The following is a 20,238-nucleotide window of genomic DNA, read 5'->3' as shown; positions in this document are numbered from 1 at the left end:
CCAGGACGCTTGGAACCTGGCCTGGAAGCTCGCCCTCGCCGTCGACGGCTCCGCGCACCCGGGGCTCCTGGCCAGCTACGACGCCGAGCGGCGCCCGGTCGGCGAGGAGGTCGTCGGCCGGACGGTGCGCCACGCCCGGCAGGCCGCCGGAGCGGGCGACGGGCGGACCGCGGCGCTGCTGCGCGAGGCGCAGCTGCTGGTCGGCTACCCCGACAGCCCGGTCGTCGTACGGCCGGCCCCCGGGGCGGCCGACGGCTCCGGGCCGGGGCCCGGGGAACGGGCCCCCGACTGCGGCGGTCTGGCCGGGGAGCTCCCCGCCTATCCGCTGCGGCTCCACGACCTGCTGAGGGACCGCGAGCACGTGCTGCTGGTGTACACCGACGGCGCGTGGGGCGCGTACGTCCCCCGACTCGCCGCTCTGACGGGCGGGTCGCCGGCGGGGCGGCTCACGGCGTACGCGGTCCTCACCGAGGGCGGGACCGCGCCCGCCGGGGCCACGCCGATGCCGGTGTACCGCGACGCGCGCGGGGAGTTCGCCCTGCGCTACGGGGTGCGGGAGCCGACGGCCTTCGTGGTGCGCCCGGACGGGTACCTGGGCGCCCGGCTGTCCCCGCCGACCGCCGAGGGGCTGGCCGGATACCTCGCGGGGGTCTTCGCCTGAGGGCGGGGGCAGCGGCGGCTACGGCTCGGTCGGGACGCACAGCACCGGGACCGGGGAGAGGTGCAGGAGCTTGTGCGGGGTCGAGCCGAGCAGGGCGCCGCGGATCGGGCTGTCGCCCCAGGTGCCGACGATGATGACCCGGGCGTCGTGGAGGGCGGCGGCGGCGAGCAGGGCCTGGGCCGGCTTGTCGTCCATGACCTCGACCGCCGAGGGCACCCCGGCCTCGTCGGCGGCCTCGACGGCCCGGGCGAGGGCGCTGCGGCCCGCCTGGAGGACCGCCTCGCGGTGGGCGCGGTACTCCTCCCCCGCGCTGCCGGGCGCGGCGGCCCCGTAGACGAGGACCAGCGGCTCCCCGAAGGCGGTGGCCACTTCCAGGGCGACCCGCAGGGCGCGTTCGGCGCCGGGGGACTCGTCGTACCCGAGCACTACGGACATCGGGACTCCTCAGTTCTCGCGGCCGCGGACGAGGGCGGGATCGACGACGCCCCGGCGCTCCTGCCAGAACCTGCCGTCGCGGACCCGCCAGAAGCACATGAGCAGCACGCCGACGACCGCGATGCCGATCCCGATGACCAGGGGCGGCCCGAGGCCGAACCAGGAGACCCCGCTGGCGGAGTTCCGCGGGTTGGACATGTCCGCGATGGACTCGACCAGGAGCCAGGCCAGCAGTCCGGCGCCGACGAGCGGGCCGACGCCGATGAGGAGCAGGTTGTGGGCGTTCTCCAGCAGGTGGCGGCGGTAGTAGACGGCGCAGGCCAGGCCGGTGAGCGCGTAGTAGAAGGCGATGAGCAGCGAGAGGGCGGTGAGGGAGTCGAGGAGGGCGTTCTCGCTGATCTGGTTGACGGCGAGGTACCAGACGACGGCGATGGCGGCCACCCACCAGGTGCTGACGTCCGGGGTGTGGAAGCGGTGGTGGATGTGCGCGAGGTGCGGGGGCAGGGCGTGCCGGCGGGCCATGGACAGGGCGGTGCGGGAGGCCGGGATGATCGTGGTCTGGGTGGAGGCGAGGGCCGAGGTGCAGACGGCGAGGAGCACCATCCAGTCCCAGCCGCCCATCACCTCGTGCGCGAGGACGGCGAAGATGGCCTCCTCCTCGCCGGCGTTCTCCGCCAGGAACTTCGTCCCGGCGTAGGCGACGATGGCGAAGCCGACGGACAGGTAGGTGACGAGCAGCACCAGGGTGGACCAGATCCCGGCCTTGCCGGGCGCCGTGGCGGAGTCCTCGACCTCCTCGGTGAGGTTCACGGCGGATTCCCAGCCCCAGTAGATGAACACGCCCAGCAGGAGGCCTCCGGTGAGGGCGCCGCCGCCGGCGCCGAAGGGGTTGAGCCAGGTGACGGAGGGGTGGACGGCGTCGAGGGTGCTGGTGCCGGCGTAGACCCGGTAGATGGCGACGACGGCGAAGACCAGGAGGAAGAGGACCTGGGCGAGGATGAGGACGTCCTGGAAGTGCGCGGACAGCTCGGTGCCGATGACGCAGATCGCGGTCATCGCGAGGATCACCACGACGGTGAGGGTCTGGCGGACCACCGTGTTGCCGGCCAGGCCGTCGAGGCCGGCGGCGAGCAGCCCGAAGTGGACGGCGACGTCGGCGAGGGAGCCGATGACGAGGACGCCGGTCATGGTGATGGCCCAGCCGCCGAGCCAGCCCGCCCAGGGGCCCATGGCACGGGTCACCCACGAGAAGGTGGTGCCGCAGTCCTGGTCGACCTTGTTGAGGTAGTAGAAGGCGGCGGCGATGAGCAGCATCGGCACGAACGAGGCCAGCATCACGCCCGGTGCGTAGATCCCGGCGATGGCGACGATCGGGCCGATGACGGCGGCCAGGGAGTAGGCGGGCGAGGTGGAGTTCAGGCCGATGACGAGCGCGTCGAGGAAGCCGATCGCGCCGGCCTGGAGGGTGTCCTCGTCGGAGGCGGCGCCGGGGAGGGTGTCCTCCGGTCGGCCGCGGTCGCCCTGGTCCATGTACGCATCGTCACGTGCGGGGCGGGGGCGCGCGAGGCGGCGCGGGTCGTCCGGGTGGCGGGGCCCCGCCCCGGGCCCCGGGCCACCGCGGTGGCCCCTTGGGCCTGTAGCGTTCATCGCCAGTCCATTGCAATGAAAGACATCTGTTGTTGCGTTAGATCTCGCGCCAGTGCAACGATTTTGGCGCGCTGAGCTGCCTGTATCTGCTCCATGTGCAATTCCTGGCTTGTCGGCACCATGAACGCAACGTAGCGTTTCTGTTGTCAGAAACATTGGTTCGCGGTCGAAGGGGTGGGTCATGGAAGCAGCGGCAGTGAACCGGAAGCAGTCGGCCCCCGGCGCCCTCGCCTCGTTCGCCCGGTTCGTGTTCTGCGGCGGGGGAGTGGGCGTGGCCTCCAGCTTCGCCGTGGCGGCCCTCGCCTCCTGGCTGCCCTGGGCGCTGGCCAACGCCCTCGTCACCGCGGTGTCCACGCTCCTGGCCACCGAACTGCACGCCCGCTTCACCTTCGGCGCGGGCGGCCGCGCGACCTGGCGCCAGCACGTGCAGTCCGCCGGATCCGCGGCCGCCGCGTACGCCGCCACCTGCGTCGCGATGCTCGCCCTGCGGTACCTCGCGGCGGAGCCCGGTGCGCTTGTCGAGCAGGCCGTCTACCTCTCCGCCTCCGCCCTCGCCGGCGTCGCGCGGTTCGCGGTCCTGCGCCTCGTCGTCTTCGCCCGCCACCACGCGCGGAAGACCCCGGCGGCCGCCGGTACGCACCGCCCGGTGTCCGCCACGCTGTCCGGCGCCCCGGCCCCCGCCGAGCCGAAGACCCTCTGCCGCGCCGCCTGACCGGGTCAGCCGCGGCGCGCCCACTCCTCGGCCAGCAGACGGTAGGAGCGGACCCGCGCCGCGTGGTCGTGGGTGATGGTGGTGATCAGCAACTCGTCCGCCCCGGTGGCCTCCTGGAGCCGCTCCAAATGGTCGGCGACCGTCTGCGGGGAGCCGACGAACCGGGTCTCCAGCCGGTCGGCGACCAGTGCCCGGTCCGCGTCCGTCCAGGGCAGGGCGCGGGCCTCGGCGGGCGTGGGGTAGGGAATGGCGCCCTCGCCCGTACGGATGCCGCGCACCCAGGGCCCGTATCCGGTGGCCAGCTCACGGGCCGTGCCGTCGTCCTCGGCCACGACCACGTCGGCGGACACCGTCAGGTACGGCCGCTCCAGCTCCGCCGACGGTTTGAAGGCGGCCCGGTAGCCCGCCACCGCCTCCAGGACGCTCGCGGGGCTGACGTGGTAGTTGGCGGCGAACCGCAGTCCGCCCCGGCCCGCCGTCTCCGCGCTGACCCCGCCGCTGCTGCCCAGGATCCACACCTGGACGTCGGCCCCCTCGCCGGGGACGGCGTGCGCCTCGACTCCCTCCGGGGAGCGGTACTCGCCGCGCAGCAGGGCGAGTACGTCGTCGACCTGCTCGGCGTACTCCTGCGACTCGGCGCCGGGCAGGTGCAGGAGCTTGCGCTGGAGGGCGAACCTCGGATGGGCCAGCAGGTGCGAGAAGGAGAACGGCTCCGGTATGCGCAGTCCGCCCGGGGTGTACCCGTCCACCACCGGGGTGACGGGCGGCGCGGGTTCGCCCGACGGGGGCAGTGGCCGCCCCGCCGAGCGGCCGAGGCCGAGGTCGAGACGGCCGGGGTGCAGCGCGTCGATCAGGCCGAACTCCTCGACGGTCGAGAGCGCCGTGCGGTGCCCGAGCTGGACGGCGCCGGAGCCGAGCCGGATGGTCGTCGTCGCCGCGGCGGTCAGGGCCAGCACCACGGCGGGGGAGGTGCCGGCCACCCCGGGGTTGAGGTGGTGCTCGGCGAACCAGTAGCGGGCGTAGCCGAAGGACTCGGTCCGCCGGGCGAGGTCGATGCTGTGGCCCAGGGCTTCGGCGGCGGTGGAACCGGAGGTGATCGGGACGAGGTCGAGGACCCCGAGGGGGATGCCGGGCATGGCCGGACTCCTTAGCGGTCGGGGAAAGACGGGGCGGGGGCGGGGGTGGATTGGGCGGGGAGGGACGGTTCGGGGAGGGCCGGTTCGGGGAGGGACGGTTCGGGGAAGGGCGGGTCGGGGATCTCGCGCCGCAGCACCGGGGCGATGTCCGACTGGAAGAGTTCGAGCGAGGCGCGGTGCCGCGCCGGGTCGATTCCGCCCGGCTCGGCCTGCAGGTGCAAGGCCGTGTGGCCGAACTCCTCGTGGTAGCGGTGGACCTTCTCGATCACCTGCTGGGGGCTGCCGATCAGTGCCGAGCTGCGCTCGATGAAGTCCTCCAGCGTCGGGAACACCGGTGCCAGCCCCTGCCGTTCGTGGGCGTCGAGGTAGCGGGCGAAAGCCGGCCGGTAGGCCCGGGCGGCCTGCTGCGAGGTCGGGGCCGCGTGGTAGCCGGCGGTGCCCGCGCCGACGACGGCGTGCGCCGGATCGTGCCCGTAGTGCTCCCAGCGCTCCCGGTAGTGCCGGATCAGCTCCGCGTAGGGGCCGATGGGGTGGGTGACGTTCGCGGAGAAGAGCGGGTCCCCGTAGCGCGCGGCGAGATCGACGGACTCCCGGCTGGTGGCGCTGCCGTGCCAGACGCGCAGCTCCCGCTGGTACGGCCGCGGCAGCACCTCCGCCCCGGTCAGGGCGGGGCGGAAGCGCGGCTCGGCGGTCACCTTGTCCTCGCGCCAGATCCGCCGGAACAGCTCGTAGCCCTCGGTGTTGCGCTCCCACTGGTCCTCGGGGGTCACCTGGAAGAGCTCCCGCTGCGCCGTGCCGTTGCCCTTGCCGATCATGAGCTCCAGCCGGCCGTCGCAGAGGTGGTCGAGGGTCGCGTAGTCCTCGTACGCGCGCACCGGATCGAGCAGGCTCAGGGTGGTGACGGCGGTGAACAGCCGGATCCGGCGGGTCACCGCGGCGATGTGGGAGAGGAGCACGGGTGGTGAGGAGGACAGGAACGGACGCTCGTGGCGCTCACCGACCCCGAACCCGTCGAAGCCGAGCGATTCCGCCAGCCTGGCGGCGGCCACGACCTCCCGGAACCGCTCGCGCGTGGGGGTGGGGGCACCCGTCACCGGGTCCGCGGAATCGGTGACGAGGGTGATGGCCAGAAACCTCACGGGGCCACCGCCGACCGGTCCGCCGAGTTCCGTTCCAAGCCGTCGGGCGCGACGACGAGAGGGAGTTCGGGCACGGGGAATTCCACCTTCCTGATCGGCCGTACGGGAAAAGGGAAAAGGCGCGGCGCCGCGCGGGAAAGATCTTTCCGTCGACGCTACGCCCGATCCGGGGCCCGTACAACGACAGGAACGTTAAGTGCATTTGGCAGGTATGTTGCCGGGGAACCGGACCGCCATGAAGAAGGGCCGCCGGCGCACGGTGAAACCGATCGATTCGTAGAGCCGGACCGCACCCGTGTTGGCCGCTGAGGTGTGCAGGAACGGCACCTCGCCCCGCTCCCGGATGCCCGCCGCCACGGCGCGCACCAGCCGGGTCGCCAGGCCCCGCCCGCGGTACCCGGGACGGGTGCAGACCGCGCTGATCTCGGTCCAGCCCGGCGGGCGCAGTCGCTCCCCGGCCATGGCGACCAGCCGCCCCCGGTGCCGGATGCCGAGGTAGGTTCCCAGCTCCACCGTGCGCGGCAGGAACGGTCCGGGCTTGGTGAGTTCGATCAGGGCGAGGATCTCCGGTACGTCGTGGGGCCCCAGGCGGACGGCCTCCGGCAGGGGTTCGGCGCGCAGCGAGGTGTCCACCAGCTGGACCCCCTCGACGGCGGCGACGGTCTCCCAGCCCTCGGGCGGGGTGAACACCCCGGCGAGCGAGGCGACCCGGCCGGGGCCGGTCAGCGCGGCCAGGTCGGCCCAGGACCGCGGATCGGCCGGATCGGCGAGGGCGGCGAAGGGTGCGACCGCCGGGTCGTACCGGGCGGCGCGGGACGCGCCGCGCGCGGCTGCGCCCGGGAGCTCGGCGAAGGCGGAGTGGGGGCCGGACAGGGACGCCCACGCCGCGTTGTCCAGCACGTGCGCGGGGAGCGCCGTCCGCGCTCCGTCGCCCGTGGAGGCGTTCACGGGGCGGTCTGCGGCAGGCCGGGCGGGTTCACCTCGGAGGTGGTGACGGCCTCGTTCGAGAGGTTCCAGGCGGCCAGCAGCTGCGCGTAGCGGCCGTTCCCGATCAGGTGGTTGACGGCTTCCGCCACCGGCTTGGCCAGGCCGCTGTCCTTCTTCGCCGTGGCGGCGATCAGCCCCTGGAGGCCCTCCCCGGCGCCGGAGAACGAACCGGCGTTGCGGGTGGGGGCGTTGCCGCCCGCGGTCTGCGTGATGTGGTAGGCGATGGACGGGTTCGGCCCGAAGCTGAGGTCGATCTTCCCGCCGCTCAGCGCCAGGTAGACGCTGTTGGGGTCGGGGAAGTACTTGACCTCGACGTCCTTGCCCTCGGACCGCAGTCTGGCCTGCCACTCGAGCAGGATCTTCTCCTGGTTGGTGCCCTTGCTGACCGCCACCGTCTTCCCCGCGAGGTTGCGGTAGTCGCCGCCGAAGTTCCAGGGGTTGTCCTTCAGCACCTCGAAGGCCAGGTTGTCCTTGCGGTAGGAGGCGAACTCGTACTTCTTCTTGCGTTCCTCGGTGACCGTGACGTTGGAGAAGGCCGCGTCGACCTTGCCGCTGTCGACGCCGACGAAGAGGTTCTCCCAGGTGGAGTTCTTGAACACGGGCTTCAACCCGAGGGTCGCGGCGACCAGGCGCCCGAGATCGGGCTCCGCGCCCGTGAGGGTCTTCTGGTCGGTGCCGACGTAGGCGAGCGGAGGGAAGCCGGCCGGCAGCGCGCCGACGCCGATGACCAGCTCGCCGCGGTCGCGGACCGCCTTGGGGAGCTGTGCGCGCAGGGACTCGACGACGGGGACGGACAGCTCGGTCTGCCGGGCGGCCCCGTTGGAGACGGCGCCGACGGTCACCTTCCCGGGGGCCGCGGCGTCGGCCTGCGCGTCGCCGCCGCAGGCGGTGAGCCCGGCGGCGAGGGCGGCGGTGGCGGTCGTCGCGCCGAGGCCCCGGACGAGTCTGGTGCGCAGGGTGGAGCGGCTTCGCATGGAGTTCCTTCGGGTTCGTGCGGACGGGGTCACGGGGCCGTCTCCTGCCGGAAGCGCAGCCGCAGGTCGCGCAGGCCGGCGCGGGCCCGCTGGAGCGGGGTGGGCGGCACGGCGCGCAGGGCGCCGCGGGCGTAGTGCCGTTCGACGTGGAACTGGACGGCGGAGACCAGGCTGGTGAGGATCACGTACCAGACGGTCGCCACCAGCAGCAGCGGCACCACGTCACCGGGATAGGTGCTGGCCAGGCTCTGCACCGAGCCGAACAGGTCGAGCAGGGAGACGTAGAAGACCAGGGACGTGGCCTTGAGCAGCCCGATCAGCTGGTTGACGTACGAGGGGACGATGGAGCGGAGCGCCTGGGGGAAGACGATCCGGGTGAACTGGCGGCGGCGGGGCAGCCCCAGGGCAGCCGCCGCCTCGTGCTGGCCCTGGTCGACGGAGAGCACGCCGGCCCGGACGATCTCGGCCGCGTACGCCGCCTCGCTCAGCCCCAGGCCCACCACCGCGACCACCATGTCGGTGGCCAGCCGCGATTCGTCGAAGGTGACGAAGGCGGGCCCGAACGGCACCCCGATGCTGAGGGCCGGGTAGAGGGCGCTGAGGTTGTAGAGGAAGATCAGGACGACGATCAGCGGCACGGAACGCAGCAGCCACACGTACGTCCAGCTCACGGACCGCAGCACCGGGTTGGCCGAGAGTCGGCCGAGGGCGATCAGGACGCCGCCGGCCAGACCGAGGACCGCGCTGTACACGGTCACCTGGAGGGTGATGAGCAGCCCGTCCAGAACGACCGGGCGCAGGAACCAGTACGCGAACCGGTCCCACTGGTAGAAGGGGTTGGTGATCAGCCCGTGGGCGGCCTGGGAGACCAGCACCAGCACGGCGGCGCCCGCCGCCCACCGCCCGGGGCGGCGCAGCGGGAGGACCCGCTCGGCCGTCTCAGGGGGGCCCGAGGGCCCGGCGGGCGCGGGCAGGAGCAGTGGTTCGGTCACAGGGCACTCCGGCTGCTTCGGTGAAGCGCAGTGGGGAAAAGCAGCCGTCATGCCGTCCGGGAGAGGCCGCCGATGTGGTTTCTGCGGCGTAAGCTAGGCAGCCCGGAGAAGGGGTGTCAACGGCCTCGATATCGGAATGCGTGAATGCGTCGGGCGATTTCATCCGCCGTACATATAACGCCTCTTGGTGAAATGAAAAGGCTTTCGGCCGATGTCGCCGCGCGAGGTGCCGCGGGCGTAATGGCGCTCCACGTAGTACTGGCCCGCGCTCAGCACGGTGGTGACGGCGACGTACCAGAGGGTGGCCACCAGCAGCAGCGGGATCACCTGGTAGTTCTGGTTGTAGACCAGCTGGACCGAGTAGAGCAGGTCGTGCACGGCCAGCACGCTGACGATGCTGGTGCCCTTCAGGGTGCCGATCAGCATGTTCCCGGCGGTCGGCACGATCGAGCGCATCGCCTGGGGCACGACGATCCGGCGCAGGGTGCGCCACCGGCTCAGGCCGAGGGCCTGCGCGGCCTCGGTCTGGCCGGGATCCACGGACAGTATCCCGCCGCGCACCACCTCGGCGGCGTACGCGCTCTCGTGCAGGGTCAGGCCGATGACGGCGGTGAGGGTCGGGCCGAGCAGGTTCACCGTCCGGACGCTGAACAGCTCCGGGCCGTACGGGATTCCGAGCCCGAGGGTGGGGTAGAGGGCGCCGATGTTGAACCAGAACAGCAGCTGCACCAGCAGGGGCGTGGAGCGGAAGATCCACACGTATCCCCAGCTCAACGTCCGCAGGACCGGGCTGTCGGAGAGCCGCATCACGGCGAGGACGGTGCCGGACAGGAAGCCGAGCACCATCACCACGGCGGTCAGCCACAGGGTCAGCAACAGCCCGTTCAGGACCGCGGAGGTGGTGAAGTACCGTCCCACCACGTCCCATTGGAAGGCGTCGTTGCGCAGGACGGAACGCACCGCCAGCGCGAGGACCAGGAGCGCGGCGGCGGCGGAGATCCGGCGGCCCACGCGCCGCCGCGGCACGATCCGCGGTGGTCCGGCCGTGGGGCCGGCGCCGGGTCCCGGCGCGGGTGTGGCGGTGGTGGCGGAGACGTCGGAAGGGGCGGTGGCCATGGGAGGCCCTCCAGTTCGAGGTATCGCGGCGTGGATGGGGTGGGTACCGGGACCCCGTGTCGTCACGCTCGCCGCGTCCCTCAACGCGGCCGGAACGGGCGCTCCGCGCGGGCGGGGGCCGTTCCGCCGCCGATCGTATGTGCCTGCGGCACGGCCCTGTCAACCATGCGCGGACCGGCGCCCGGGGCCGTCCGGGATCCGGGCCGTCGCTTGACGAAGACCATCGTGTACTGCTCAAGTAGTCGTATGAACGCCCATCAGCGCCTCGTCTCGCGCGGCCACATCGACTTCGGTCGGGTGTGGTCCGCGGCGTGTCGCGCCTGATGCGGCAGCGGGCTGCCTGATCGGCCCTTCCCTCCCTCGGTGACCCCGTCGCGGGCCGAGATCCCCTCGCGCACCACCACCAGCGCCGCACGCCGGCCCGGTGAGTCGTGCCCGGACGCGCGCTGCCCGCCGCCCGCTCTCCCCGATGCCCCGCGTCGTCACACCCGTACCCCTCCCGCGCGTCCGTGTGCCCGTCGGCCGCCGAACGAGCCGGCGTCCCCGCCCTCCCGCGCGCACACCACCGCCCCGCGAAAGGCCACTCCATGCCCGTGGAATTCCTCGGCATCGCCGCCACCAACGACGGCTCCGAGACCACCGCCCGATCCGGCGCCGCCTTCGACAAGGACTACACCCTCCGCCTCGCCCGGGCGCACGAGGAACACGGCTGGGACCGGGTGCTGTTCGCCTACGGCTCCGGATCCCCCGACCCCGCCCCGGCGGCCGCGTACGTCGCCGCCCGCCTGGACCGGCTCCAGCTCCTGCTCGCCCACCGGCCCAACGTCTCCTATCCCACCTACGCCGCCAAGACCTTCGCCACCCTCGACCAGATCAGCGAGGGCCGGCTGGCCGTCCACTTCATCACGGGCGGCAACGACCACGAACAGGGCCGCGAGGGGGACACCCTCACCAAGGACGAGCGCTACGCCCGCACCAGGGAGTACATCCGGATCGTCAAGAAGATCTGGACCACCCGCGAACCCTTCGACCACGAGGGCGAGCACTACCGCTTCCACGACTTCGTCAGCGACGTCTTCCCCGTGCGCCAGCCCCGTCCGGACGTCTCGTTCGGCGGCTCCTCACCCGCCGCGTACGCGGCCGGCGGCGCGGAGGCGGACGTCTACTGCCTCTGGGGGGAGCCCCTGGAGAAGACCGCGCAGCAGATCGACGCCGTGCGGGCGGCCGCCCGGGCGGCGGGCCGCACCGACGCCCCGCGCATCCAGGTCGCCTTCCGCCCGATCATCGCCCCGACCGAGGAACTGGCCTGGGAGAAGGCCCACCGCACCCTGGGCGCCATCCGCCGTCGGCGCGAGGCGGCCCCCGCACGACACCCCCGGGGCGGAGTCACGCAGACCTCCGCACCCCAGAACACCGGCTCGCAGCGGCTGATCGCCATAGCCGAGGCGGGGGAGCGGTACGACCGGGCGCTGTGGACGCCGACGGCCGCGGCCACCGGCGGCGCCGGCAACTCCAACGCCCTGGTCGGCACCCCCGAGACGGTCGCCGAGGCCCTGCTGGACTACTACGACCTCGGCGTCGACATCCTCTCGGCCCGCGGCTACGACCTGCTGGACGACGCCGTCGACTTCGGCCGGTACGTCATCCCGCTGGTCCGCGAGGAGGTCGCGAAGCGCGACGCGGCACGCGCGGCCGCGCACCCGCTGCCCGAGTCCCACCGGAGCGCCGCGGCGGTGCGGGCATGAGCTCCGCGCACCGCACACCCCCTTCCGCGAGGGCCGCCGCGGCACTCCCCGGCACCAGACCCCCCGCCCTCCGGCGCGCCGCCGCCACCCTCGCCCTCCTGCCCCTCCTGGCCCTGACCGCCTGCGGCGCCGGCGGCGCGGCCCCGGTGCCCGCGGGCGCCCAGGCGGCTTCCGGACCGGCCGACGACCCGGTGGCCGCCGTACGGACCGTGGACGCGATCGCCTCCCTGCTCCCCGCCGACGTCCGCCGGAGCGGCACCCTGAGGATCGGCAGCTCCATCGGCTCCCCGCCCTCCGCCTACTACCCGAACGGACAGGACAAGCCGCCCGCCGGCCAGGACATCGACATCGCCGACGCGGTCGCCAAGGTCCTCGGGGTGAGGCTGGAGCGGCAGGGGGCCTCGTTCGAGACGATCCTGCCCGCCCTCGGCAGCGGCAAGTACGACCTCGGCACGGGCAACTTCGGCGTCACGGCCGAACGCCTGAAGGCCGTCGACTTCGTCACCTACATCAACGACGGCCAGGGCTTCGCGGTCAAGACGGGCAGCACCCGGCTCACCACGCCGGTCACCGACCTCGTCCAGCTGTGCGGGCTGACCGTCGGCACCGGGGCGGGCACGACCTTCGAGAAGACCCTCACCGACCGGCAGGGCGTGTGCGCGGCCGCCGGCAGGAAGCCGTACGAGGTCAAGGTCTTCTCGGAACCCGGGGCCGTCACCACCGCCCTCCAGCAGGGCCGGATCGACGTCGTCATGTCGACGATCAACGGCCTGCGCCACCAGGCCGCGCAGCCCGCGGCCCGCACCACCTTCCTGGGCGAGTACCACCGCCTCGACGTCGGCTTCGCCTTCAAGAAGGACTCCCCGCTCACCCCGGCCGTCCAGGCGGCCGTCAACGAGCTGGTCAGGAACGGCACTTACGCCGCGATCCTCAAGAAGTGGGGCACCACCGCCTCCGCGATCGAGACCTCGCAGATCAACCCGGCCGAGCACACGTGAGGAGAGAGCCCGTGAACGACGTCATGGTGGACGTGCGCGCAGTCCACAAGAGCTTCGGACCGCTGGAGGTGCTGCGCGGCATCGACCTGACGGTCAGGGCCGGCGAGGTCACCGTCGTCCTCGGCCCCTCCGGCTCGGGGAAGTCCACCCTGCTGCGCACCATCAACCACCTGGAGAAGGTCGACCGGGGCTGGATCAGCGTGGACGGTGACCTCATCGGCTACCGCAGATCCCGGGGCAGGCTCTACGAGCTGAAGGAGAAGGAGGTCCTGAGACAGCGCACCCGCATCGGGTTCGTCTTCCAGAACTTCAACCTCTTCCCGCACCTGACCGTCCTGGACAACCTGGTCGAGGCCCCGGTCTCCGCGCTGGGCCGCCCGCGGCCGGAGGCGGAGGCGACGGCCCGCCGGCTGCTCGGCCGGGTCGGCCTCTCCGACAAGGCCGACGCCTATCCCCGGCAGCTGTCCGGGGGCCAGCAGCAGCGCGTGGCCATCGCCCGGGCACTCGCCCTCGAACCCAAGGTGCTGCTGTTCGACGAGCCGACCTCGGCGCTCGACCCGGAACTGGTCGGCGAGGTCCTGGACGTGATCAAGGACCTCGCCCGCACCGGAACCACCATGATCGTCGTGACGCACGAGATCGGGTTCGCCCGGGAGGTCGCCGACACCGTCGTCTTCATGGACGGCGGAACCGTCGTCGAACAGGGCCCGCCCGCCTCCGTGCTGGACGACCCGGCCCACCCGCGCACCCGTGCCTTCCTCTCCAAGGCCGTCTGAGCGCCCGCGACGCGGACCGGCCCGCCGGCCGCGGGGGCCGACGGGCCGGTCCGGCACGCCGTCGAGGAGCGGGGGCCCGCGGGTCAGCGCTTGGAGATGCGGACCACTCCGGTTTCGGTGCCCTGGTAGAGGGTGCCGTCCGGGGAGGCCGTCCCCCGCATCTGGAGCGGGTTGTAGACCAGCCCGATGCCGAGGAAGGAGCTGCTGAGCTGCGCGCCGGTGGCCGGGTCGACGACGGCGTGGTGGTACTGGGCGAAGGTGTTCAGGCCGGCGCTGCCGGTCGGCCCGGTGACGGAGACCGTGTAGATCTTCCCGTCGGCCAGGGAGAGCCGGGGCAGCGCCGCCGACTTGACCGGGCTGTTCCACACCACCGAGCAGCCCGTCCCCTCGGCGTTGACGTCGATCCGGCTGAGACCGCCGTCGAAGTTCGCGGAGGACGGCCGGCTGGCCGGGGCGCCCTCGGGCAGGGCCGGGTAGGGGTAGCCGTAGGTGTTGGTGACGAAGACGCTGCGGCCGGAGGCGATGACGGCGTCCTCGGTGCCGCTGCGGGCGTACTGGGTCAGCACGGGGATCCGGCACACCGGCTCCGGTCCGCCGGCGGCCCGGTAGACGAGCAGGTTCGCGTGGGGGTCCGCGTTGTCGACGATGGTGACGTACTCGGTGCCGCGCTCCGGGCCGAAGAAGGCGGGGGTGGTGCCCGTGCCCCAGCTGAGCTGCCCGGGCTTGCGCGCCGGACCCCGGTCGTAGGGGGCCCGCCACTCCACGACGGGGGCGCCGTCGGGGGCGGCGGACAGGAGGTAGAGGGCGTGGTCGGTGGCGACGGCCGTGCGGCCGGGGACGGTGGAGATGCTGTTCTGGACGCCTTCGCCGGTGCTGATGCCGCGTACCGTGCCGGTGGCGGTGTCGACGGTCCCGATCACCCCGCCGCTGGTGGCGAACCAGACCCTGCCCTCCCAGTCCGGGGTCAGGCCCACGATGTCGTCCCCGGCGGGGACCGCGTCGCCCAGCGGGGTGGACTGGTCGATGCGCAGCTCCCATCCGGACGCGGTGCGGTGGTGGCCCACGCGGACGAGGGTGTTGCTCCCGTCGACGACGACCAGGCGGTCCACGTTGTCCAGGTAGGCGTAGACGCCGCCGAAGAGGCTGCCCTTGGGCAGGGCGAGCGAGGCGAGGTCGGCCCCGGTCTTGGGGTCGAGGAGGTGGACGGTCGGGGTCCGGCCGAAGATGGTGGTGCACAGGGCGATCACGTACCCGTCGCCGCCGACCACGACGGTCGGGCAGGCCGAGGCCAGCGCCGTCCGGGAGTAGTCGATGGCGGAGGTGCCCGGCCCGGGAGACGCGGTGGTGCCGCTGGAGGCGCTGTCGCCGTGCATCGTCGCGGCGCCGTTGGCCGCGGTGAACGGGTTCTGCGGTGCCTGCGGGCCGAACGGAGAGACGGGGGCGGGGGCGGGGGTCGCGGCCGAGGCGGGGGCCGCCGTCAGGCCGCCGGCGCCGAGGGTCATCGCGAGGGAGAGGGCGAGCGCGGCGAGGCGCCCGCGCGTGGGCGGGGAGAACGGCATCAAAGGGTCCTCGGGACTGAAGAAGAGTGAACGAAGGGCCGCACGGCGGACGGTGCGGCGGCGTGAGCGGAGCTGGCCGCGGTGTGCGCGTCGGGGTGGGTGCCCGGCGCCGCGCGGCCGGCCGGCACGGCGGCGGCCGAGGGTGCGGCCGGGCCCTCGGTCCCGGCTGGCGATCGCCCCCGGAACGGCTCTGACGTGGACGTTAGCCGCTGTCCGTACGCTCCGGATCTTTCCGGGGCCGCCCGCCACGGCCTGTTCATCCTGTTCACGTTCCCGCAGCACGCGGGCAACACGGGGGCCGGCCGGCCCCCGCGGCGCCGCACCGTCTAGGTCTCCCGCCTCGCCGGTGCGCGAACGGGAGCTCCTCAGCCGCGCATGGTCCGCGCCAGCCGCCCGCGCAGCCGGGCGAACTCGGGCGAGGCCCGCAGCGCCGGGACGTCCGTGCCCGGTTCCCGGGGCAGCCCCACCGCGAGCTCGGCCACCACCCGGCCCGGCCCCGCCGCCATGACCAGTACCCGGGACCCCAGCAGGACCGCCTCCTCGGCGGAGTGGGTGACGAACAGCACCGTCGTGCCGAGCCGCCCGGCCAGGGTCCGCACCTCCTCCTGGAGCCGCTCCCGCGTCAGGGCGTCGAGCGCGGCGAACGGCTCGTCCATGAGCAGGAGTTCGGGCTCCGCCGCCAGGGCCCTGGCCAGCGCCACCCGCTGCTGCTGGCCGCCCGACAGCTCCCACGTCCGCCGGCCCGCCATGCCGGGAAGCCCCACCCGCTCCAGCAACGCGGCGATCCGGCTCGGCCGTTCGGCGCGCGGCACCCCGAGCCGGGCCAGCGCGAAGCCGAGGTTCCCGCCCACCGTGCGCCAGGGGAACAGCCGGGGCTGCTGGAACACCACCCCGGTCCCCGCGCCCGGCCGGGGGAGTTCGCCCCGCACCCGTGCCCGTCCCGAGGACGGCCGTTCGAAGCCCGCGACCACGCGCAGCAGGCTGGTCTTGCCGCAGCCCGACGGCCCGACGAGGACGACGAACTCGCCGGCGGTGATGCGCAGGTCCACGCCCTCCAGCGCCGTGACCGGCTGCCTGGCGGATCCGTACCGGACGCGGACGCCCGCGAGGTCGACGACCGCCTCCCGGGCCTCCGCCGGCTCAGTTCGCGGCACGGCCGAGCTCCTCCACCGCGAGCGCCCGGCCGAATACCGCCTCGTCCGGCACGGAGTCGACCGCCTTCTGCCCCTTGAGGAACACGGCGGCGTCGTGCAGGTTCGCCGCCAGCCTGCCGGGGGCGCCCGGGGTGCCCAGGTAGTCGGGACCGGCCTGCTCCTTCGCGCTGAGCAGCACCAGCTGCGACAGCTGCCGCTTGGCCTCCTCCGCCGGAAGGCCGAGTTCGGCCCCGATGGACCTCGCGGCCTCGTCGGGCGCCGTGCGGGCCTGCGCGACGGCCGCGTCCTCGGCCTTGAGCCAGGCGGTGACCACCTCCGGGTGCTTGGCGGCGAAGGCGTTCGTGACCACGCCCAGGTCGGCGGTGGGCTTGCCCTGCCCGGCCAGTTCACGGCTGGTGACGAGGACCTTGCCGTCCTTCGTCAGCTCGCTCAGCGTCGGCGTCCACACGTAGGCGGCGTCGATGTCCCCCCGCTTCCACGCGGCGAGCGCGTCCTGCGGCTGGAGGTCGACGGTCTGCACGGCCGACGGTTCGACACCGGCGGCGGCGAGCGCGGCGAGCAGCGAGTAGTGGGCGGTCGATCCGAAGGGCGTGGCCACCTTCCTGCCCGCCAGCTCCTTCACGGAGCCGATCCCGGCTCGGGCGACGAGCGCTTCGTTGTCCCCGATCAGGTCGTGGATCCACACCACCTTGTACGGGATGTCCAGCGGTGCGGACAGGCCCTTGGTGACGGGGCTCGACCCGGCCAGGCCCAGATCGACGGCCCCGGCGATGACGGCCGTGTTGACGTCGCCGCCGGAGTCGAACTTCACCCACTTCACGTCCACGTCGGGGAGCGCCTTCTCCAGGAGCCGCTGGTTCTTCACCACCAGGTCGGCGTTGGGTATCGCCTGGTAGGCGATCCGTACGGTGGTCCGCCCGGCCGAGCCGGCACCGGAGCCGCCGCCACCTCCGCAGGCGGTGGCGGCGGTGGTGGTCAGGGCGACGGCCGCGGCGAGCAGGAGGGTGCGGCGGGACGGGCGAGCAGGCATGGACGGACTCCGGTCTGAGGTGGGGCGAGGCGAAGGCGGGAAGAGGGCAGGGGGAGGAGGGGTGCGGGTCATGTGCGGCCGCGCCACGGCACGCCGATCCGCTCGGCGATCCGCAGGAGCGTGTCCAGTGCGATCCCGGACAGGCCGACGGCGAGGATGCCCGCGATCACCAGCGCGGTCTGGTTGTAGCGCTGGGCGTCGCGGATCATGCCGCCGATGCCGGGCACGCCGTTGACGGTCTCGGCCGCCACGACCGAGGTGTAGGCGACGCCGACGGCGATGCGGACGCCCGTGAGGATCTCGGGCAGGGCGGACGGCAGCCGCACGGACAGCAGCAGCGCCACCGGTCCCGCCCCCAGGGCGCGTGCCGCCTCGACGAGTTGTGCGGGGACCGTGCGTACCGCCGCCGCGGTGGCCGCGGCGATCGGCGGGAGGGCCGCGATCACCAGGAGCCAGATCTTCGGGGCCTCGTCGATGCCGAACCAGATGACGAGCAGCGAGAGGTACGCGAGCGGAGGCAGCGTCCGCAGGAACGTCACCGCCGGTTCCAGGACGACGGCCAGCGGTCGGACGGTACCGATCAGCAGGCCCAAGGGCACTCCGGCCAGCACGGCGTACGCGGAGCCGGTGGCGATCCTGCCCAGGCTCGCGCCCAGGTGCTCGATGAGGAGGTGGCCGCCGTAGCCGCGGACCCCGTCGTGGACGGTGGAGGCGAGGACGAACTGCCGCCAGACCTCGGCGGGGGAGGGGACCAGGACCCGGGGCCAGATCCCCGCGGACACCACCGCCTGCCAGGCGGCCAGGAGCACGACGAGCGCCAGGGTCCGCAGCGCGCCCCGGCGCAGCGCCTCGCGCAGGCCGGCGTACCGGGGGGAGGCGGCCGGTGCCGGATCCGGGTCGGCCGGCGGGAGACGGTCCGGTTCCGCGGTCGTCTGCGTGAGGGCCGTCATGCGGCGCCCGCTCCCGTCAGGGCGCGCAGGCGCGGGGCCACTTCCTCGCCGACCCGGTACGCCTCTTCGAGGTGCGGGTAGCCGGAGAGGACGAACTCGTCGATGCCCAGGGCGCGGTACTCGGCGAGGCGGCCGGCCACTTCGTCGTGCGAGCCGACCAGTGCGGTCCCGGCGCCCTCGCGGACCAGGCCGATGCCCGCCCACAGGTTCGGCGCGACCCGCAGGCGCGCGGCGTCCGCGACCCCGCCGTGCAGCGCCGTCATCCGGGCCTGCCCGGTGGAGTCCATCGCCGCGAACCGCTCTTGGCTGGCCCGGACGGCCCCGGAGTCGAGCCCGGCGAGGATCCGGTCCGCCTCCGACCAGGCCTCGGCGGAGGTGTCCCGGCTGATGACGTGCAGCCGCAGCCCGAACCGCAGGGAGCGGCCGACCGCAGCGGCCCGCTCGCGCAGCCGGGCGACGCGCACGGCGACGGCGGCGGGCGGCTCGCCCCACAGCAGCTGTACGTCGGCCCGGCGTGCGGCGACCTCCTCCGCGGCGGGGGACGCCCCGCCGAAGTAGAGGGGCACCGGGTGGGCCAGGTGCGGATCGGTCAGGCGGGCGCCCTCGATCCGCAGGTGGGCCCCGTCGTGATCGGCCGTCCCGCCGTCCAGCAGGGTGCGCAGGACCGTCATCACCTCTTCGGTCCGGGCGTAGCGAGCGTCGTGCTCCAGCCGGTCCCCGTACGCGCGCTGTTCGGCGGGATCGCCGCCTGTCACCACGTTCAGCGCGAGCCGGCCGCCCGCGAACCGGCGGAAGGCGTCGGCCTGTTGGGCGAGCAGGGTGGGACTGGCGAATCCGGCGCGGAACGCCACGAGGAAGTGGATGCGGGTGGTGTGCTGTGCGAGCGCGGCGGTGAGGATCCAGGGGTCCACGCAGCCCAGGCCCACGGGCGTGAGCAGCGAGTGGAAGCCGGCCTGTTCGGCGGCCCGTGCCACCTGGGCCAGGTAGGGGATGTCCGCGGGCCGCCGGGTGGCGGCCCCGGTACGGCCTTGGACGGCGGTGACACCGCCGGGGTCGCGGCCGTCCCCGCCGGTGGGCAGGAACCAGTGGAGCAGGAGGGGGTGGTGCGGCATGGGAGGACCTCGTCGACGCGGCGGCATGACACGTGCAGTCGGCCATCGCAGGATGGTGACACGTGTACACGCGCGGGAGGGGAGCGTGGTGGAACGCGCGGGAGCGGGCTGTGGCCCGTGCGACGTCAGATGTGGCGGATCAGCGGATCAACAGCCGGACGCACGGGAGGCGGCGACCCGACACAGCATGGTCGACACACGCAGCAGATCCACGTGACGACGCGATACGAGTTCGGGGGCCATGGCCGCATCCTGTCGGCGGGTCCGGCGGCACGCAAGCACCGTCCGAATATTGGACGATTTCATTCCGAATCACGGACGGGCCATGCGTGATACGGGGAGTTGTTGCCGCACCGTGTCGCGTTCGTGGCAGTCGGGTGAGTTCCCGGGCGAGGGCGCCCCCGACCCCCGCTATCCCTGGCAGAGTGCCTCACCTCCCCCACCTGCCGTCTCCTCGTGGAGACGCCCGCCTCCCCTTTCTCCTCCCTCCCCCCTCCCCAAGGACGCGTTCCGCCATGACCGTTCCCCGCGCAGTGGCAGTCGCGGAGGCGCAGCCGCGCCTCGGCGAGCTGACCGTCGTCGACGTCCGCACCCCCGGCGAGTTCGCGACCGGCCATCTGCCGGGCGCCCTCAACGTGCCCTTCGACCGGCTCGCGCAGAGCGCACCGGAACTGAGGGAGGCCGCCGAAGGCGGCCCCCTCCTCGTCGTGTGCGCCTCGGGGGCGCGCTCGGACAAGGCCGTCACGGAGCTGGCCGTCCACGGCATCGCCGCCTCCGGTCTCACCGGAGGCACCCGCGCCTGGACGGACGCCGGCCACCCGCTGGAGCGGCCCGCTGGGCCCACGCGGGCCGTCTGGGCGCTGGAACGGCAGGTCCGCCTCACCGCGGGCGGCCTCGTGCTGACCGGCCTCCTCCTCGGAGAGCTCGTACACCCGGCCCTGCGGCTCCTGTCGGCGGCCGTTGCCGCGGGCCTGGTCTTCTCCGCCGTCACCGACACCTGCGGCATGGCGGTCGTCCTGGGCAGGCTCCCTTTCAACCGCCGCGGCGCACGGCCCGGGGTGTGAGCGCGGCCCCCGCAGGTGTGAGGAGCCAGGGCGGAAGGGGCCCCGTCAGCA

19 protein-coding genes are annotated in these 20,238 nt (G+C 73.6%); 6 read left to right on the top strand and 13 right to left on the bottom strand.

Annotated elements, in window-relative coordinates; all coding sequences use genetic code 11:
- Nucleotides 1–661, top strand: a 661-nt coding sequence (locus ACFVXK_RS16995) for an FAD-dependent monooxygenase (RefSeq protein ID WP_389612394.1), incomplete at its 5' end; no start/stop codon positions are given.
- A gap of 18 nt (nt 662–679) precedes the next feature.
- Here ACFVXK_RS16995 and ACFVXK_RS16990 read toward each other — a convergent pair.
- Entirely contained in the window at nt 680–1,096 is a 417-nt protein-coding gene (locus ACFVXK_RS16990) for a universal stress protein (protein ID WP_358894641.1), read from the bottom strand.
- 9 nt (nt 1,097–1,105) lie between these two features.
- The gene (locus tag ACFVXK_RS16985) at nt 1,106–2,626 is read right to left on the bottom strand and encodes an APC family permease (RefSeq protein ID WP_389612392.1); all 1,521 of its coding nucleotides are present in this window, start codon (nt 2,624–2,626) and stop codon (nt 1,106–1,108) included.
- A gap of 298 nt (nt 2,627–2,924) precedes the next feature.
- Here ACFVXK_RS16985 and ACFVXK_RS16980 point away from each other — a divergent pair, with 298 nt between their 5' ends.
- Nucleotides 2,925–3,455 (top strand): hypothetical protein, encoded by a 531-nt coding sequence (locus ACFVXK_RS16980; protein ID WP_389612390.1) that lies wholly within the window; start codon nt 2,925–2,927, stop codon nt 3,453–3,455.
- 5 nt (nt 3,456–3,460) lie between these two features.
- Here ACFVXK_RS16980 and ACFVXK_RS16975 read toward each other — a convergent pair whose 3' ends face one another.
- From ACFVXK_RS16975 to ACFVXK_RS16950, 6 genes are all read right to left on the bottom strand, one after another.
- Complete coding sequence (locus tag ACFVXK_RS16975; RefSeq protein ID WP_389612388.1) at nt 3,461–4,591, bottom strand: LLM class flavin-dependent oxidoreductase; 1,131 nt, start codon at nt 4,589–4,591, stop codon at nt 3,461–3,463.
- An 11-nt stretch (nt 4,592–4,602) separates the two neighbouring features.
- Nucleotides 4,603–5,730 (bottom strand): LLM class flavin-dependent oxidoreductase, encoded by a 1,128-nt coding sequence (locus ACFVXK_RS16970; protein ID WP_389612386.1) that lies wholly within the window; start codon nt 5,728–5,730, stop codon nt 4,603–4,605.
- Between the two features lie 192 nt (nt 5,731–5,922).
- Complete coding sequence (locus ACFVXK_RS16965) at nt 5,923–6,678, bottom strand: GNAT family N-acetyltransferase (RefSeq protein WP_389612384.1); 756 nt, start codon at nt 6,676–6,678, stop codon at nt 5,923–5,925.
- The gene (locus ACFVXK_RS16960; protein WP_389612382.1) at nt 6,675–7,691 is read right to left on the bottom strand and encodes an ABC transporter substrate-binding protein; all 1,017 of its coding nucleotides are present in this window, start codon (nt 7,689–7,691) and stop codon (nt 6,675–6,677) included. The genes ACFVXK_RS16965 and ACFVXK_RS16960 overlap by 4 nt, the downstream gene beginning before the upstream one ends.
- Before the next feature lie 29 nt (nt 7,692–7,720).
- Nucleotides 7,721–8,683: an amino acid ABC transporter permease gene (locus tag ACFVXK_RS16955; RefSeq protein ID WP_389612380.1), complete on the bottom strand. Its 963-nt coding sequence runs from the start codon at nt 8,681–8,683 to the stop codon at nt 7,721–7,723.
- Nucleotides 8,684–8,842: 159 nt separating this feature from the next.
- Nucleotides 8,843–9,799, bottom strand: a complete 957-nt coding sequence (locus ACFVXK_RS16950) for an amino acid ABC transporter permease (RefSeq protein WP_389612378.1) — start codon at nt 9,797–9,799, stop codon at nt 8,843–8,845.
- 587 nt (nt 9,800–10,386) lie between these two features.
- Here ACFVXK_RS16950 and ACFVXK_RS16945 point away from each other — a divergent pair.
- Genes ACFVXK_RS16945 through ACFVXK_RS16935 form a run of 3 tightly spaced genes read left to right on the top strand, consistent with a single transcriptional unit; the run spans nt 10,387 to nt 13,318 of the window.
- Nucleotides 10,387–11,544 carry an LLM class flavin-dependent oxidoreductase gene (locus ACFVXK_RS16945; RefSeq protein ID WP_389612376.1) on the top strand — a complete coding sequence of 386 codons (1,158 nt, stop codon included), beginning with the start codon at nt 10,387–10,389 and terminating at the stop codon, nt 11,542–11,544.
- Entirely contained in the window at nt 11,541–12,542 is a 1,002-nt protein-coding gene (locus tag ACFVXK_RS16940) for an ABC transporter substrate-binding protein (protein ID WP_389612374.1), read from the top strand. The genes ACFVXK_RS16945 and ACFVXK_RS16940 overlap by 4 nt, the downstream gene beginning before the upstream one ends.
- Before the next feature lie 11 nt (nt 12,543–12,553).
- Nucleotides 12,554–13,318 (top strand): amino acid ABC transporter ATP-binding protein, encoded by a 765-nt coding sequence (locus ACFVXK_RS16935; RefSeq protein ID WP_389612372.1) that lies wholly within the window; start codon nt 12,554–12,556, stop codon nt 13,316–13,318.
- An 83-nt stretch (nt 13,319–13,401) separates the two neighbouring features.
- On the opposite strand, the gene ACFVXK_RS16930 is transcribed toward ACFVXK_RS16935, so the two are convergent.
- The 5 genes from ACFVXK_RS16930 to ACFVXK_RS16910 all read right to left on the bottom strand — a co-directional run bounded on the left by ACFVXK_RS16930 (nt 13,402) and on the right by ACFVXK_RS16910 (nt 19,123).
- Nucleotides 13,402–14,877, bottom strand: a complete 1,476-nt coding sequence (locus ACFVXK_RS16930; RefSeq protein ID WP_389612370.1) for a hypothetical protein — start codon at nt 14,875–14,877, stop codon at nt 13,402–13,404.
- 365 nt (nt 14,878–15,242) lie between these two features.
- Complete coding sequence (locus ACFVXK_RS16925; protein WP_389612368.1) at nt 15,243–16,031, bottom strand: ABC transporter ATP-binding protein; 789 nt, start codon at nt 16,029–16,031, stop codon at nt 15,243–15,245.
- Complete coding sequence (locus tag ACFVXK_RS16920; RefSeq protein WP_389612366.1) at nt 16,018–17,061, bottom strand: glycine betaine ABC transporter substrate-binding protein; 1,044 nt, start codon at nt 17,059–17,061, stop codon at nt 16,018–16,020. Before ACFVXK_RS16920 ends, ACFVXK_RS16925 begins: the two co-directional genes overlap by 14 nt.
- 68 nt (nt 17,062–17,129) lie before the next feature.
- Nucleotides 17,130–18,011: an ABC transporter permease gene (locus ACFVXK_RS16915; RefSeq protein ID WP_389612364.1), complete on the bottom strand. Its 882-nt coding sequence runs from the start codon at nt 18,009–18,011 to the stop codon at nt 17,130–17,132.
- The gene (locus tag ACFVXK_RS16910) at nt 18,008–19,123 is read right to left on the bottom strand and encodes an LLM class flavin-dependent oxidoreductase (protein WP_389612363.1); all 1,116 of its coding nucleotides are present in this window, start codon (nt 19,121–19,123) and stop codon (nt 18,008–18,010) included. Before ACFVXK_RS16910 ends, ACFVXK_RS16915 begins: the two co-directional genes overlap by 4 nt.
- A gap of 515 nt (nt 19,124–19,638) precedes the next feature.
- Between ACFVXK_RS16910 and ACFVXK_RS16905 the strand changes: the two genes are divergently transcribed.
- Nucleotides 19,639–20,187: a rhodanese-like domain-containing protein gene (locus tag ACFVXK_RS16905; protein WP_389612361.1), complete on the top strand. Its 549-nt coding sequence runs from the start codon at nt 19,639–19,641 to the stop codon at nt 20,185–20,187.
- Nucleotides 20,188–20,238: the final 51 nt, after the last annotated feature.

The organism is Streptomyces sp. NPDC058157, from assembly GCF_042884105.1.
Taxonomy (GTDB): domain Bacteria; phylum Actinomycetota; class Actinomycetes; order Streptomycetales; family Streptomycetaceae; genus Streptomyces.
Note: the sequence above shows the minus strand (reverse complement) of the source record. Positions and strands in the feature narration are given on the sequence as shown.

Coding starts and splice junctions, on each gene's coding strand:
- ACFVXK_RS16990 (WP_358894641.1), bottom strand. CDS start 1,096: ATGTCCGTAGTGCTCGGGTACGACGAGTCCCCCGGCGCCGAACGCGCC.
- ACFVXK_RS16985 (WP_389612392.1), bottom strand. CDS start 2,626: ATGGACCAGGGCGACCGCGGCCGACCGGAGGACACCCTCCCCGGCGCC.
- ACFVXK_RS16980 (WP_389612390.1), top strand. CDS start 2,925: ATGGAAGCAGCGGCAGTGAACCGGAAGCAGTCGGCCCCCGGCGCCCTC.
- ACFVXK_RS16975 (WP_389612388.1), bottom strand. CDS start 4,591: ATGCCCGGCATCCCCCTCGGGGTCCTCGACCTCGTCCCGATCACCTCC.
- ACFVXK_RS16960 (WP_389612382.1), bottom strand. CDS start 7,691: ATGCGAAGCCGCTCCACCCTGCGCACCAGACTCGTCCGGGGCCTCGGC.
- ACFVXK_RS16950 (WP_389612378.1), bottom strand. CDS start 9,799: ATGGCCACCGCCCCTTCCGACGTCTCCGCCACCACCGCCACACCCGCG.
- ACFVXK_RS16945 (WP_389612376.1), top strand. CDS start 10,387: ATGCCCGTGGAATTCCTCGGCATCGCCGCCACCAACGACGGCTCCGAG.
- ACFVXK_RS16940 (WP_389612374.1), top strand. CDS start 11,541: ATGAGCTCCGCGCACCGCACACCCCCTTCCGCGAGGGCCGCCGCGGCA.
- ACFVXK_RS16930 (WP_389612370.1), bottom strand. CDS start 14,877: ATGCCGTTCTCCCCGCCCACGCGCGGGCGCCTCGCCGCGCTCGCCCTC.
- ACFVXK_RS16920 (WP_389612366.1), bottom strand. CDS start 17,061: ATGCCTGCTCGCCCGTCCCGCCGCACCCTCCTGCTCGCCGCGGCCGTC.
- ACFVXK_RS16915 (WP_389612364.1), bottom strand. CDS start 18,011: ATGACGGCCCTCACGCAGACGACCGCGGAACCGGACCGTCTCCCGCCG.
- ACFVXK_RS16910 (WP_389612363.1), bottom strand. CDS start 19,123: ATGCCGCACCACCCCCTCCTGCTCCACTGGTTCCTGCCCACCGGCGGG.
- ACFVXK_RS16905 (WP_389612361.1), top strand. CDS start 19,639: ATGACCGTTCCCCGCGCAGTGGCAGTCGCGGAGGCGCAGCCGCGCCTC.